The 15,099-nt window shown below is 47.1% G+C and carries 15 protein-coding genes; 12 read left to right on the top strand and 3 right to left on the bottom strand.

What is annotated here, in order from left to right; genetic code table 11:
• Positions 1-97 precede the first annotated feature (97 nt).
• Both groL and ABNS04_RS02445 read right to left on the bottom strand, forming a co-directional pair.
• The gene (gene groL / locus ABNS04_RS02450; protein ID WP_006954339.1) at positions 98-1,741 is read right to left on the bottom strand and encodes a chaperonin GroEL; all 1,644 of its coding nucleotides are present in this window, start codon (positions 1,739-1,741) and stop codon (positions 98-100) included.
• A 47-nt stretch (positions 1,742-1,788) separates the two neighbouring features.
• Entirely contained in the window at positions 1,789-2,079 is a 291-nt protein-coding gene (locus ABNS04_RS02445) for a co-chaperone GroES (protein ID WP_006954340.1), read from the bottom strand.
• A gap of 141 nt (positions 2,080-2,220) precedes the next feature.
• Between ABNS04_RS02445 and cutA the strand changes: the two genes are divergently transcribed.
• The 12 genes from cutA (at position 2,221) to ABNS04_RS02385 (ending at position 14,725) form a co-directional block, all read left to right on the top strand.
• Positions 2,221-2,544 (top strand): divalent-cation tolerance protein CutA, encoded by a 324-nt coding sequence (gene cutA, locus ABNS04_RS02440; RefSeq protein WP_040487585.1) that lies wholly within the window; start codon positions 2,221-2,223, stop codon positions 2,542-2,544.
• Complete coding sequence (locus ABNS04_RS02435; protein WP_272977991.1) at positions 2,541-4,244, top strand: protein-disulfide reductase DsbD; 1,704 nt, start codon at positions 2,541-2,543, stop codon at positions 4,242-4,244. Before cutA ends, ABNS04_RS02435 begins: the two co-directional genes overlap by 4 nt.
• 155 nt (positions 4,245-4,399) lie before the next feature.
• Positions 4,400-4,870 carry a type II 3-dehydroquinate dehydratase gene (gene aroQ, locus ABNS04_RS02430; RefSeq protein WP_040487587.1) on the top strand — a complete coding sequence of 157 codons (471 nt, stop codon included), beginning with the start codon at positions 4,400-4,402 and terminating at the stop codon, positions 4,868-4,870.
• 20 nt (positions 4,871-4,890) lie between these two features.
• Positions 4,891-5,346: an acetyl-CoA carboxylase biotin carboxyl carrier protein gene (gene accB, locus ABNS04_RS02425; protein WP_006954347.1), complete on the top strand. Its 456-nt coding sequence runs from the start codon at positions 4,891-4,893 to the stop codon at positions 5,344-5,346.
• A gap of 20 nt (positions 5,347-5,366) precedes the next feature.
• Positions 5,367-6,716, top strand: coding sequence for an acetyl-CoA carboxylase biotin carboxylase subunit (gene accC / locus ABNS04_RS02420; RefSeq protein WP_272977992.1), 1,350 nt, complete (start codon positions 5,367-5,369; stop codon positions 6,714-6,716).
• 3 nt (positions 6,717-6,719) lie between these two features.
• On the top strand, positions 6,720-7,601 hold the full coding sequence (gene prmA, locus ABNS04_RS02415) for a 50S ribosomal protein L11 methyltransferase (RefSeq protein WP_006954352.1): 882 nt from the start codon (positions 6,720-6,722) through the stop codon (positions 7,599-7,601).
• A gap of 125 nt (positions 7,602-7,726) precedes the next feature.
• Complete coding sequence (gene dusB / locus ABNS04_RS02410; RefSeq protein WP_006954355.1) at positions 7,727-8,689, top strand: tRNA dihydrouridine synthase DusB; 963 nt, start codon at positions 7,727-7,729, stop codon at positions 8,687-8,689.
• A gap of 18 nt (positions 8,690-8,707) precedes the next feature.
• Positions 8,708-9,001 carry a DNA-binding transcriptional regulator Fis gene (gene fis / locus ABNS04_RS02405; protein ID WP_006954357.1) on the top strand — a complete coding sequence of 98 codons (294 nt, stop codon included), beginning with the start codon at positions 8,708-8,710 and terminating at the stop codon, positions 8,999-9,001.
• Positions 9,002-9,084: 83 nt separating this feature from the next.
• The gene (gene purH, locus ABNS04_RS02400) at positions 9,085-10,647 is read left to right on the top strand and encodes a bifunctional phosphoribosylaminoimidazolecarboxamide formyltransferase/IMP cyclohydrolase (RefSeq protein ID WP_272977993.1); all 1,563 of its coding nucleotides are present in this window, start codon (positions 9,085-9,087) and stop codon (positions 10,645-10,647) included.
• Between the two features lie 80 nt (positions 10,648-10,727).
• Positions 10,728-11,579, top strand: coding sequence for a methyltransferase (locus ABNS04_RS02395; protein WP_272977994.1), 852 nt, complete (start codon positions 10,728-10,730; stop codon positions 11,577-11,579).
• A 3-nt stretch (positions 11,580-11,582) separates the two neighbouring features.
• Positions 11,583-12,863 (top strand): phosphoribosylamine--glycine ligase, encoded by a 1,281-nt coding sequence (gene purD / locus ABNS04_RS02390; protein WP_272977995.1) that lies wholly within the window; start codon positions 11,583-11,585, stop codon positions 12,861-12,863.
• A gap of 110 nt (positions 12,864-12,973) precedes the next feature.
• Positions 12,974-14,725 carry an EAL domain-containing protein gene (locus ABNS04_RS02385; protein WP_348671178.1) on the top strand — a complete coding sequence of 584 codons (1,752 nt, stop codon included), beginning with the start codon at positions 12,974-12,976 and terminating at the stop codon, positions 14,723-14,725.
• On the opposite strand, the gene ABNS04_RS02380 is transcribed toward ABNS04_RS02385, so the two are convergent.
• The gene (locus ABNS04_RS02380; protein ID WP_006954363.1) at positions 14,708-15,073 is read right to left on the bottom strand and encodes a DUF413 domain-containing protein; all 366 of its coding nucleotides are present in this window, start codon (positions 15,071-15,073) and stop codon (positions 14,708-14,710) included. The genes ABNS04_RS02385 and ABNS04_RS02380 overlap by 18 nt on opposite strands.
• Positions 15,074-15,099 lie beyond the last annotated feature (26 nt).

The following is a 15,099-nucleotide window of genomic DNA, read 5'->3' as shown; positions in this document are numbered from 1 at the left end:
ACTCTGCCGGATCGGTCAACCGATCATTGAAAATTTCTTAACTGATCGGCATTACCCGCAGGGCTCTTTTTTAAGTGTTCATGGGGTGAACGACAGATTACATCATGCCGCCCATACCGCCCATGCCACCCATGTCGCCCATACCACCCGCAGACTCATCGTCTTTAGGGATTTCGGCAACCATTGCTTCGGTCGTGATCATCAATGAACCAACCGATGCAGCAAATTGCAGTGCAGAGCGAGTAACTTTAGTTGGGTCAAGGATACCCATCTCTAGCATGTCACCGTAGGTGTCATTACCTGCGTTGTAACCGAAGTTACCTTCACCTTCACGTACACGGTTTGCAACAACAGACGCTTCAGCACCTGCGTTATACGCGATTTGACGCAGTGGTGCTTCCATCGCACGTAGCATCATGCGAATACCTACGTTTTGCTCTTCATTGTCGCCGGTTAATTCCGCTAGCTTGCTTGCAGCGCGAACCAAGGCAACGCCACCACCCGGTACAACACCTTCTTCAACCGCAGCACGAGTTGCGTGCAACGCGTCTTCCACTCGAGCTTTCTTCTCTTTCATCTCAACTTCAGTTGCTGCGCCAACTTTAATTACCGCAACACCGCCAGCGAGTTTCGCAAGACGCTCTTGTAGTTTCTCACGGTCGTAATCAGATGAAGTTTCTTCCATCTGTTGTTTGATTTGCGTTACACGGCCTTCAATCGCAGCGTCATCACCATTACCATCAACAACAGTGGTGTTGTCTTTAGTAATAACAACACGTTTAGCAGTACCCAAGTCTTCGAGCTGAGTTTTTTCAAGCTCCATGCCGATTTCTTCAGAAACGACGGTACCACCGGTCAATACCGCGATGTCTTGAAGCATAGCTTTACGACGATCGCCGAAACCAGGTGCCTTAACAGCCGCAACTTTTACAATGCCGCGCATGTTGTTAACAACCAAGGTCGCCAACGCTTCGCCTTCAACGTCCTCAGCGATAATAAGCAGTGGCTTACCTGCTTTCGATACGCCTTCAAGTACAGGCAGTAATTCACGAATGTTCGATACTTTCTTATCAACCAACAAGATGAATGGGTTGTCGAGTTCAACAGAGCCGCTTTCTTGGTTATTGATGAAGTAAGGAGATAAGTAACCACGGTCGAACTGCATACCTTCGACAACATCAAGCTCGTCTTGCAGCGCTTGACCTTCTTCAACGGTAATAACGCCTTCCTGACCGACTTTATCCATCGCCTTAGCAATGATTTCTCCAATGGTGCTATCAGAGTTAGCTGAGATAGTACCTACTTGTGCAATGGCTTTGCTGTCAGCACAAGGTTGAGAGATCTTCTTCAGTTCTTCGACAGCGGCAGTAACTGCTTTATCGATACCGCGCTTCAGATCCATTGGGTTCATACCCGCTGCAACTGCTTTCACGCCTTCGTTTACGATAGCTTGTGCTAAAACCGTTGCAGTGGTTGTACCGTCGCCTGCTTCGTCGTTAGCTTTAGAGGCAACTTCTTTAACCATCTGCGCGCCCATGTTTTCGAACTTGTCTTCAAGCTCGATTTCTTTCGCTACAGAAACACCATCTTTAGTGATGGTTGGTGCGCCGAATGATTTATCTAGAACAACGTTACGGCCTTTAGGACCTAAGGTCACTTTAACCGCGTCTGCAAGGGTGTTTACACCTTTCAACATTCTTTGACGCGCGTTATTGCCAAATTTTACTTCTTTTGCTGCCATTTTTTGATTCCTCTTAACTGTACTCTTAGAGACTGTTTAGATTCGGCTTACTCTTGGATAGCCAAGATGTCGCTTTCGCTCATGATCAGGTATTCTTCGCCGTCAATTTTTTCAGTCTTAACGCCGTACCCTTCATTGAAAAGCACTTTGTCACCCACTTTAACGTCAAGTGGACGTACTTCACCGCTCTCTAAGATGCGTCCGTTGCCAACGGCAACGACTTCACCACGCGTTGATTTTTCTGCTGCTGAGCCAGTTAGAACGATACCGCCTGCCGATTTAGCTTCGACTTCGATACGCTTGATAATGACTCGGTCGTGTAAAGGACGAAGTTTCATTTCTCGATAACTCCTTAACCTATTGTTGTTGATAAAACCCACTGAGTGGGCGTTTAAATTTAGTCGTGACCTTTAAATGGGGTATGATTTTCTGTTATCAAGGTTTGCAAGAAAATTTTTTTCATCATATTCGAGGTGAACATGACTACCCCCATCCGCATGGTTTACACCACTACCGACGATGGCGAAGTTGCTGATAGACTAGCCAAAACAATGATTGAGCGACGTCTAGCCGCCTGCGTAAAAATCGTGCCCAAGGTGAGTTCTTACTATCGCTGGGAGGATAAAGTTCAGTGCGACAGCGAATACTGGTTGGTGATTAAAACCCATCATTGGCAGGTCGCAAACCTTAAGCAGTTTATCAGCGAGCAGCACAACTATGATTCACCCGAGTTTATCGTTACAGAAATCGTCGATGGACTTGAGTCATACTTGGACTGGGTTGAGGTACAAACCAAACCATGAAAAAAATATGTTCGACTTTCTTATTTGCGCTAATCAGTTGGAACCTACTCACGGCCAATGCCGTTGCCCAAAGTAGTAATATCTTTGACCAGCAGCCGGAGTTTTTAACGGTCGATCAAGCCTTTAATGTTCAGGTGCTTAGTGAAAAGCCACTCACTATTGGCATTGAGATCCAGCCTGGCTATTACTTGTATCAGCACGCGTTTAAACTCACACCTGCATCGGCTCTTAATCGACCTATCGAGTACCCTCCTGCGGAATCACACGTCGATGAGTTCTTTGGTGAGAGTCAGGTTTACCGAAATTATGTCGAACTGACGTACTCACTCAATGCAGGTGTCAACGAGGTGACCTTTCACTATCAGGGTTGCGCCGACGCCGGCTTATGCTATCCGCCCGAAACACGCACTATTGGTGTTCAAAGTGATACCAATGAGCCCATTAAGGCGGCATCTAATCCTACGGAAAACAACCAGGTTGAACAGGTCGACTTCGCCACCTTAGGTTTATTTTTTCTATTAGGTATCGGACTCGCTTTTACTCCCTGCGTATTTCCCATGTATCCAATCATCTCAGCGACAGTTGTTGGAGACAAACCAAAGACTCTTAAAAACCTCGTCTTTCTTGCCTTCATTTATGTGCAGGGAATGGCTATCACCTATTCGTTGCTAGGACTTATCGTTGCTTCAATGGGGATGCAGTTTCAGGCTTATTTCCAACACCCAGCCATCATTGCCACCTTAGCAATTGCCTTCGCGATTTTTGCCATGAGCATGTTGGATATTATCAACCTACAACTACCGTCGGGTTGGCAATCACGACTAGACCAAATCAGTAGAAACCAGAGCGGCGGTCGAATTGCCGGTGTATTTTCCATCGGCGTGATTTCCGGGTTAGTCGCTTCACCCTGCACGACCGCGCCATTGAGTGGGGCATTGCTGTTCGTTGCACAAACTGGCGAATGGCTCTCTGGCGCTATACTATTGTACGCCCTGAGTTTAGGCATGGGCTTACCACTAATCGTTTTCGCCGCATCCGGTGGAAGGTTACTACCGAAAGCCGGCGCTTGGATGAATATCATCAAGCACTTGCTCGGCTGGTTACTATTAGCTGCTGTGGTTTTCTTATTAGAGCGCCTGTTTAACGACACAGTAAGCTTCTTTTTATGGCTTACTTACTTTGTCGGTCTAGCGGTGTATATGGGACGACATATTAACGATCTGAAGCATCCGTTAAGCCGCACTTTACTCTATCTGCTGGTAACGGCGACAGCCGTCGCTGGTAGCTATTGGCAAGTCGATAAGTATTACTCTGTTAAACAAACTCACGGTTTTTTCACTCAGGTTGAAACGCGAGCAGCGCTTGAGCAACAGCTGAATAACGCACACCAATCTCAGCAGTGGGTGATGGTCGATCTTTATGCAGATTGGTGCGTTGCGTGCAAGGAGTTTGAGCAATATACCTTTTCACGCCGTTCAGTACAGAGTGCACTCAGCGAATTCAAAAAATTGCAAATAGACGTTACCGCGAATACTGCGGAACACAAGCAACTACTCAGCGACTATCAAGTACTGGGATTACCAACGCTTTTATTCTTCTCCCCAAATGGCGAGGAGCTCAAGCAGTGGCGTGTAACCGGCTTTTTGGATGAAGATGCGTTCAATGAACATTTACAAAAGATGAAAGACACTGCAAACTAGAGTTTGCGGCGAAAATCGCTGATAAGACCAGTATTTTACTGCAAACTAGCATAACTCAACTATAATGCAGAAAGTTTTGTCAAAATGGCGGTTAAACTTTACTGAACCGCCATTAATCTTTGACTTTTAACATGTTCGTAACTTTTGGCGGCAATATGCAAAACACTTCTCGACAAAAAAAGCATATTTTGGTTTTAAACGGCCCTAACTTGAACTTATTAGGAAGCCGTGAGCCCAATATATACGGACATGAAACGCTTAAAGATGTTGAACAGTTACTTCAAACACAAGCGAATACGCTCGATGTAACGCTCGAGTGCAAGCAAAGCAATCGCGAATATGAACTGATCGAATGGGTACACGCAGCGGCTAACAAATCCCAGATGATCATCATTAATCCGGGCGCATTCGCGCATACCAGCGTAGCGCTAAGAGATGCATTGCTTGGCGTGGGAATACCTTTTTACGAAGTACACATCTCCAATATTTATCGTCGCGAAGCGTTTCGACATCACTCATATTTGGCAGATATAGCCGAGGGTGTCATTAGCGGCTTCGGGATTTACGGTTACGAGCTAGCGTTAGCTGCGGCTAATCGGCTCATCGATTCAACTCTAGAAAAATAAATTAGAGGTTAAACAGCACCATGGATATCCGCAAGATTAAGAAGCTCATTGAGTTAGTTGAAGAATCGGGCATTTCGGAATTAGAAATTACAGAAGGCGAAGAGTCTGTTCGCATTAACCGCTACAGCCCGCAACCAGCGCAAGCACCTATCCAATACAGTGCCGCGCCTCAACAAGCAGCTCCTGCACCGGCAGCACCGCAAAGTTCTGACAGCGCGCCGGCTGAGTCAGAGGAAATCTCAGGACATATCGTTCGCTCACCAATGGTAGGCACCTTCTATGAAGCACCCTCACCAGACGCAAGTCCATTCGTGACTGTCGGCTCACGTGTTAATGCAGGCGACACGCTGTGTATCGTTGAAGCGATGAAAATGATGAACCAAATCGAAGCCGATAAGAGTGGCGTTATTAAGCAAATCTTGGTCGAAAACGAAGAACCCGTTGAATTTGACCAACCTCTGTTCGTCATTGAATAAGATTAAACCGGGAACGCATCATGTTAGATAAAGTGGTCATAGCAAACCGCGGTGAGATTGCACTTCGCATTCTGCGCGCGTGTAAAGAGCTAGGCATCAAAACGGTCGCTGTTCATTCAACGGTCGACCGTAACTTAAAGCACGTCTTATTAGCGGATGAAGCGATATGTATCGGTAAAGCGCCCGCAGCAGAGAGTTATCTCGATATTCCGAGAATTATCAGTGCCGCTGAAATTACCGACGCCGCCGCTATTCACCCAGGCTACGGCTTTCTTGCTGAAAATGCTGATTTTGCTGAGCAGGTGGAAAAATCAGGTTTTGTTTTCGTAGGTCCTACGGCAGACGTGATTCGCTTAATGGGCGATAAAGTATCAGCCATTAAAGCCATGAAAAAGGCGGGGGTACCTTGTGTACCGGGTTCAGACGGCCCGTTGGACGACGACGATGAGCGCAACATTAAATTAGCAAAACGCATCGGTTATCCAATCATCATCAAAGCAGCTGGCGGTGGTGGCGGTCGTGGTATGCGTGTTGTCCGCCAAGAAAGCGAGCTACTCGGCGCTATCCGCATGACTCAAAACGAAGCGCGCGCGGCCTTTGGCAACCCTGTTGTCTACATGGAGAAATTCCTTGAAAACCCGCGTCACGTTGAGGTGCAGGTATTGGCCGATGGCCAAGGTAATGCGGTCCACTTAGGTGAGCGCGATTGCTCCATGCAGCGTCGCCACCAAAAAGTAGTCGAAGAAGCGCCTGCCCCAGGTATTACGCCAGAAATGCGTAAGTTCATCGGCGAGCGTTGTGCCAAAGCGTGTATCGAAATCGGCTACCGCGGCGCTGGTACCTTCGAGTTCTTGTACGAAAACGGTGAGTTTTACTTCATCGAAATGAACACACGGATTCAGGTGGAGCACCCCGTTACCGAAATGGTCACAGGTATCGATTTGATCAAAGAACAACTGCGTATTGCCGCGGGTCGTCAACTATCTTTCAATCAGGAAGATGTGGTGATTCGAGGTCACGCAGTTGAGTGCCGTATCAATGCGGAGGACCCTGAGACCTTTGTCCCTTCGCCGGGCCAAATTACTCGCTTCCACTCACCGGGTGGGTTTGGTGTGCGTTGGGATTCACACGTATATGCAGAATATAAAGTGCCTCCTAACTATGATTCGATGATCGGCAAACTAATAACATACGGTGAAAACCGTGACATCGCTATCGCTCGTATGCGTAATGCGTTGAACGAGCTGATTATCGAAAACATTAAAACCAATATTCCATTGCAAAAGTCGATCATGGCTGACGAAAACTTCCAACACGGTGGTACCAATATTCACTACCTTGAGAAGAAACTTGGCCTTGGGGGTCACTAAACAGTGCCCTGGATTCAACTGACATTATCAAGTTCAGAAGAGCATGCACCCCAAGTGGGTGACATGCTCATGGCCAACGGTGCACAAGCGGTGACTTATCGCGATGGTGCTGACACGCCAATTTTCGAGCCGCCACTGGGCGAGGTCTTACTATGGCAACATACCTTAGTGACTGGCTTATTCGATGCCGATATCGATATGAAGCCTGTCGTAGCTAACTTAGAGAAAGCTAAAGTTCTACCTAAACCACTGCAGTACAAACTCGATGGACTTGAAGACAAAGACTGGGAACTCGAATGGATGGATAACTTTCATCCTATTCAGTTTGGTAGACGGCTATGGATCTGCCCAAGTTGGCGCGATATTCCAGAGCCCGATGCCGTCAATATATTGCTTGATCCCGGCATGGCATTTGGTACAGGGACTCACCCGACGACGGCGATGTGTCTCGAGTGGCTTGATGCTCATGTAAAAGGTAACGAGCAGATAGTGGATTTTGGTTGCGGTTCTGGAATCTTGGGTATTGCCGCGCTTAAACTGGGTTCTGCTCATGCGCTAGGCATTGATATCGATAAGCAAGCACTTATATCGACACAAGAAAATGCTGAGCGCAATCATGTCGCCGATAAATTTGACGTCTACTTGCCTGAACAGCACCCAAACCTTCAAGCTGATATTGTATTAGCTAATGTACTTGCTGGTCCGTTGCGTGAATTAGCTCATGTTATCAAAGAGTTCGTGAAACCAGGTGGGCGTCTCGTGCTATCAGGCATACTCGCACGCCAAGCGCAATCAGTCATGGATGCTTATGCGCCGGAAATCAAATTTGAAACACCAACTCAACAAGATGAATGGATCATGTTGGCAGGATACCGCGCAGAGTGACTCTGCGCGACTTTTGTCAATAGTAAAAAATTAAAAAAAGACCAAATTTGCATACTTTTTAGCCTTTCCTTTATCCCATAAATTCCATAAAATTCTCTCCCTTTTCGCTGAGTAGTTTTTGACCGATGCGGATTGGACCATATTCTTTACCTAATAACCTGATTTTAGCGCCAATGGCCGGGGTCACTGACCAGCCGTTCCGACAGCTTTGCTATAAGCTCGGTGCTGGCATGACAGTGTCAGAGATGCTGTCGAGTAACCCGAAGGTATGGCAAACAGACAAATCGATGCAACGCATGGATCACTCTGGTGAATTAGGTATCCGGTCGGTACAAATTGCAGGTTCTGAGCCTGAGTTGATGGCACAGGCAGCGAAAATAAATGTCAGCCAAGGCGCTCAGATTATTGATATCAATATGGGCTGCCCGGCAAAAAAAGTAAATAAAAAGCTCGCGGGGTCGGCATTAATGCAGCACCCCGCGCTTGTAGAAAGCATTTTAACAGCAGTGGTTGAGGCGGTTGATGTACCCGTGACTTTAAAAACAAGGACGGGTTGGAACCTAGACCACAAAAATGGAATTGAAATCGCTCAAATAGCCGAACGTTGCGGTATTCAGGCGTTAGCCGTACATGGACGCACACGCGCCTGCATGTATAAAGGTGAAGCAGAATACAACACCATTCGTGCGATTAAAGAGACAATATCAATTCCTGTCATTGCTAACGGAGATATTACGTCGCCCGAGCAAGCAGCACACGTGCTTAGATACACGGGAGCCGACGCCATCATGATTGGACGTGGTGCGCAAGGTAACCCTTGGATATTTAAGCAAATACAGTACTTCCTTGAGTACGGAGAGCACTTACAAGCACCTCCGCTCGACGAAGTCGCCCACACTGTCGTAGAGCATGTGAAAGCCTTACATCAGTTTTACGGCGAATACAAAGGTGTGCGAATCGCTCGTAAGCACGTTGGCTGGTATCTCAATGAGCGTCCCAATGGGCGCGAGTTTCGCCAAGCGTTTAACGGTATTGAAGAAGCTGAACAGCAGATTAATACCTTGGAACATTATTTTTTGTCACTGTAGGAAAGAGATAAGCGCATTATGTTTGATCAAAACCCAAATCGTGAGAACACGTCTCCTTTAACCACTATTGGAAATAACTCACAACCTAAGCCGTTACGTGACTCAGTCAAACAAGCTATCAACAGCTTCTTACGTCAACTCGACGGTCAAGATCCAGAAGAGCTGTATGAGCTTGTTTTATCCGAAGTGGAAGCACCACTGCTCGAAGAAGTCATGACCTATACTCGAGGGAATCAAACGCGCGCGGCCACCATGCTTGGCATCAATCGTGGAACTTTACGCAAAAAGTTGAAGAAATACGGCATGAATTAACTGCCTATTCTCTAAGAGCGCCTTCTGGCGCTCTTTTTTTTACTACACTGTCCATTAATTGTAATTAAAATTAAGGCTCTATAATGACGACCCCAGCTATCAAACGTGCTCTTTTAAGTGTTTCAGATAAAACCGGTATCCTGGAGTTTGCCAAGCAGTTAGCATCACGTGGTGTAGAACTCCTATCTACAGGCGGTACCGCAAAACTGTTACGAGACTCTGGCCTTACTGTTACCGATGTCTCTGATCACACCGGACACCCTGAAATTATGGATGGTCGTGTAAAAACGCTTCACCCAAAGGTTCATGGTGGAATCTTAGGTCGTCGCGATGTCGATCAGGCGGTCATGGATACTCACGGTATCGCACCTATCGACATGGTTGTTGTTAACTTATATCCATTCGCTAAAACTGTCGCAAAAACGGATTGCAGTTTTGAGGATGCGATCGAAAATATCGATATCGGCGGTCCTACCATGGTTCGTGCGGCAGCAAAAAACCATAAAGATGTGACGATAGTGGTTAACAGTGATGACTATGAACTTGTTATCGCTGACATGGAGCAAAACAACGGCGCAGTATCCGCAAAGAAACGCTTTGAACTCGCCGTATCAGCCTTTGAGCATACAGCCCAATACGATGGCATGATCGCAAACTACTTAGGTGGTCGTCTACGTGATGAAGCAGCATTTCCGCGCACCTATAACCTCCAGTTCAATCACAAGCAAAGTCTACGCTACGGCGAGAATAGCCACCAACAGGCCGCATTTTATACCGAACAAGATGCCCCTGAAGGAACTGTCTCGAGCGCAACCCAACTGCAAGGCAAAGCGTTGTCATTTAACAACATCGCGGACACCGACGCCGCACTCGAATGCGTAAAAAGCTTTGTTGAGCCAGCTTGCGTCATCGTCAAACATGCTAATCCTTGTGGCGTTGCTGTCGCAGACTCCATTGAACAGGCTTATCAACGCGCCTTTAAAACCGACCCCACATCCGCTTTTGGCGGCATTATCGCGTTTAACCGCCCGCTAGACGAAGCCACCGCTAAAGCAATCATCGACCAACAGTTTGTCGAAGTGATTATTGCGCCTTCGGTCAGTGAAGCTGCACAAAGCGTCATCGAATCGAAGAAAAATGTCCGTTTATTGGCGTGTGGAGAGTGGTCGGAGTCAACCGAGCAATGGGACTACAAACGTGTTGCTGGCGGTCTATTAGTGCAAGAAGCAGACGCACAAGATGTGGATGAGTCACAGTTACGCGTCGTTTCAAAAGTTGCGCCAACCGATGAGCAAATGGCCGATCTGCGTTTCTGTTGGAAAGTGGCTAAATTTGTAAAATCTAACGCAATTGTCTATGCCAAAGATGGCGCGACAATCGGTGTAGGTGCAGGTCAAATGAGCCGCGTGTATAGTGCAAAAATAGCGGGCATAAAAGCCAACGACGAAGGTCTCAATGTGCCAGGCTCTGTTATGGCGTCTGACGCGTTCTTTCCATTCCGCGATGGTATCGATGCCGCTGCGGAAGCTGGCATTAAAGCGATTATTCAGCCAGGCGGTTCTATTCGTGACGAAGAAATTATTGCGGCGGCCGATGAACATGGTATTGCAATGGTCTTTACGGGAATGCGCCATTTCCGTCATTAATCCGTAGGTATTAGTTAGACAGATTTGCAGCCCTGCCTAAGCGGGGCTAATCTATCTTCAACAACTACGGAGGAAGCAAAATGAAAACAAAATTAATGTTATCAATGGCCGCCGCACTGACTTTAAGTGCTTGCGGGCAAGCGTCGAACGAAAATTCAGTCGGCTCTAGCATGACGTTAGAAAAGGCCGTTCAAGACGACAGCCGCACGGAACGCTATGTAAAGCGTGACGAAGCTCGTCATCCTGTTGAAACCCTTGAGTTTTTTGAGCTCGCTCCAACCATGACAGTGGTTGAGATCTGGCCAGGCGGTGGCTACTACACAGAAATTCTGGCGCCTTACTTAAGCGAAAGCGGTCAGCTCTACGCTGCGCACTTTCCACAAAACTCGGGTAGCGACTATTACCAACGCTCATTAGAAAAGTTCACGGATCGTATCCAAACCGAAGCGGTGTTCGGTAATGTCGAAATCACCGAGTTTGCACCACTGACTGATTTGGAAAGCGACATTGCGCCGCCTAACAGCGCTGATCGCGTACTGACATTCCGTAACTTACATAACTGGTACATGAGCGGCGGTGAAGAAGCAGTACGTGACGCATTTAAGCAGTTTTGGCGTGCGTTGAAGCCAGACGGTATTTTAGGTGTTGTTGATCATCGCCTACCAAAGGATGCGAGCGCTGATGCGATGGCAGAATCGGGGTATATTCATCAACAATGGGTTATTGATATCGCTGAACAAGCAGGTTTTGAGCTTGTTGAAGCCAGTGAAATTAATGCCAACCCCAAAGATACGGCAGACCATCCTAATGGTGTCTGGAACCTACCACCTACATTAAATGTTAATGAAGGTGATGATGCCGAGATATACAAAGCGATTGGCGAGAGCGATCGCTTCACACTGAAGTTTAGAAAACCAACAACACAAAGGTAACACATGAAGATATTGGTAGTTGGTGGCGGTGGTCGCGAGCATGCGCTCGCATGGAAAGCCGCCCAGTCAAAACAAGTCACTGAGGTTTTTGTTGCACCGGGCAACGCGGGAACAGCCGATGAAGCGAACCTTAAAAATGTCAGCATCAGTGCTGAAGACATCGAAGGGTTAGCTGACTTTGCCCAAGAGAATGCGGTCGATCTCACCATTGTTGGCCCTGAGGCACCGTTGGTAAAAGGTATCGTTGACCTGTTCCAGTCGCGTAAACTTGCGATTTTTGGTCCCTCTGCTGCAGCCGCACAACTCGAGGGCTCAAAATCGTTCAGTAAGGACTTTTTGGCACGTCACAACATTCCTACAGCCGCATACGATACCTTTACGGATATTGCGGCGGCTAAAAGCTATGTACGTGACAACCAACTACCCATCGTCATAAAGGCAGACGGCTTAGCAGCAGGCAAAGGTGTCATTATTGCTGAAACCCTTGAGCAAGCAGACGCAGCAATCGACGATATGTTAGCTGGCAATAAATTCGGTGAAGCGGGCAGCCGTGTGGTCATCGAAGAATTCCTCACAGGCGAAGAGGCTTCATTTATCGTTATCGCCGATGGTAAAACAGCAGTCGCTTTTGCATCGAGTCAAGATCATAAAGCGCGCGATGACGGTGATAAGGGTCCTAATACCGGTGGTATGGGGGCTTATTCTCCCGCTCCTGTTGTCACCGATGAAGTCCACGAATGGGTTATGCAGCACGTCATTCAGCCCACCATCGACGGTATGGCAGCGGAAGGTACACCTTATGTTGGTTTCCTTTATGCTGGTTTAATGGTTGCTCCAGATGGTTCTGCCAAAGTGTTAGAGTACAACTGTCGCTTTGGTGATCCCGAAACACAGCCCATCATGATGCGCATGCGCTCAGATCTGGTTGAACTTTGCGAAAAGGCAATTACAGGTCAATTGGCGGGTGCTTCAGCTCGCTTTGATGAACGCACCGCAGTAGGCGTAGTGATGGCGGCTGGTGGTTACCCTGAATCCTATCACAAGGGTGATGAAATTAAGGGGATTCCCGAAGCTACGGAATCGTACAAAGTTTTTCATGCTGGCACAAAATATGAGCAAGGCCGTTTGTTAACAAATGGCGGTCGTGTGTTGTGTTGTGTTGCGCTTGGCGATGACGTCCAGCAAGCACAGCTTGAAGCATATCAATTAGTTAAACATATTCATTGGGATAATGTTTATTACCGCAATGATATTGCACATCACGCTATTAAACGTCTCGGTTAATAGCCATTTTAAAAGGCGGCTGCCTCAGCCGCTTTTTAAACCTTCTGTCACAAATTCGTCACTCAAATGAGATAAATTAACGCCATCGTTAATCAGTCAGCTCACAATGCATGTCGAATCGGGACGTCTTATTAGAACTCATTGAACATGATCGTTTGTCACCACTCTTTCAACCAATTTTTGACAATGCATCACAAACGATCCTCGGGTATGAAGCACTTATTCGCGGCCCTGCTGGCCACTTGCTTGAGTTTCCTGACCAGTTATTTAAGGTTGCACAAGAAGAAGAGCTTCTATCAGAGCTCGAATTAGCCTGCCGCAACGCAGCCATTCAACGCTTTGTCCAACTTGAGACAGACGCCAAGTTATTTCTCAATGTAAATCCCAACGTACTTAAAGATGAGAGTCACCCCACAGGCAGCACCCTGCGACTTTCAGAACTGCATGGGTTAGCACCGGAGCGCATCATTATTGAGCTATCCGAACGTTACCCTATCGATGATACCGACTTACTATCTGAAGCTATTACACATTATCGGGCGCTTGGGTTGCGTGTGGCTATCGATGATCTGGGCGCGGGCTATTCGGGGCTGAAATTATGGTCAGAGCTACAACCTGATTTCGTTAAAATCGATCGCTACTTTATAAAAGAACTCCAACATGATGCGACTAAAAAGGAATTCGTTCAGTCAATTATCAACCTTGCTCGTAACCTAAACGCAAAAGTCATTGCCGAGGGGATCGAAACTCACGCCGAATTAAAGCAGTTGAATGAGATGGGTATCCATTTGTATCAAGGTTTTTATCTCTGTCGGCCCGTTCAAAGCCCGCCCATACACCCGGATTCGCAACTGATAGAGCGTATTGCCAGCTCTCACCGACCTAATGGCGATACCATTGCTCAGTTAGCTAAAGATGCTCCTAGCATTCCATCGACGACAAAAGCGCACGTGGCGCTTGATCTATTCACTAATGACAAGCAACTCACCGCAATCCCCGTTGTCGACAACAGTAAGCCGGTAGGCATGTTGCGCCGCGAAGCCATCATGGAATTATTCTCGGGGTCTTACGGGCGTGCACTATACGCCAATAAAGATGTCAGTCGAGTGATGGATAAAAACCCCATGATAGTGGACTGGCTGACGCCTATTGACTTGGTTAGTAACAAAGTGACCGATGATTTTGATGTTGATATCTACAAACAATTTATCGTTACGCAAAATGGTCGATTTCAGGGCATTGCCTCTATCCGCGACCTTTTGCGACGCATCACCGAAGTAAAAGTTCAGAATGCACGCTACGCCAACCCGCTGACACTATTACCCGGAAATGTGCCGATACACCGCACTATCTCCCAGTACCTCGATGAAAACAAAGCTTTTGAAGTCGCCTACTTTGACCTAAACAACTTCAAACCCTATAACGACGTGTACGGCTATTCGAAAGGCGACCGCGTGATATCTTGGGTAGGCGATTTATTACGCGAACTATTCGCTGAGAGTCATCACTTTATCGGACATATCGGTGGCGACGACTTTGTCACTATCTCGCCTGTTGCTGTTACTAACAGAGATAAATACCTCGACGTAGTGGCGCGTTTTGAGGCCAAAGTGAATGAGTTTTACTCGACTGCTGATCAAGCAAGGCAGTATATTTTGGCCAATGACAGAACGGGAGAACGTGCGCAATTCCCATTATTAGGTATCGCGATCGGTATCGTACAACCCGATTGCTCTCGCTGTAACTCGTATCACGACGTTTCTGATTTAGCGGCAGAAGCAAAGAAGCGTGCAAAACAACAACAAAAAAGCGCCTGCTTTTTTAGTCACAGACGCTTTCCTCAATTAATCCTCGACGATTAAGTCATCTTCACTGTCAGTGGAATAACCGAAATCTTCATCGGATAATTTACCTTTACCATACATACTTGCCACCTTAGGGCGGTGTATGCGTGCTTGGTATTTTGCCCAAGCCTTTTCGACAACGGTTACGGGCGCTTGTTCACCACGAGCCGATGCGAGCAACGAAATATCTTCATCGCAGCCAGGCGTTAATTCACCCTGCAATAAAGCAGTGATTAAACAGCCATATTGAGTCAGTGCGTCACTTTCTCGGATGGAAAAATCCCCAGAGCGAGAGAAACCATAGGGATAATTGCGGAAATCGTTAAACGGTTTTCTCAATAAAAATTCACGTGTAATTGCGGTCATGGCAAGCCCTTCCTACAGACTAAAAC

Source organism: uncultured Idiomarina sp., from assembly GCF_964010655.1.
GTDB classification, from domain to species: Bacteria; Pseudomonadota; Gammaproteobacteria; order Enterobacterales; family Alteromonadaceae; genus Idiomarina; species Idiomarina baltica.
This window is presented reverse-complemented; position numbering and strand designations above follow the sequence as displayed.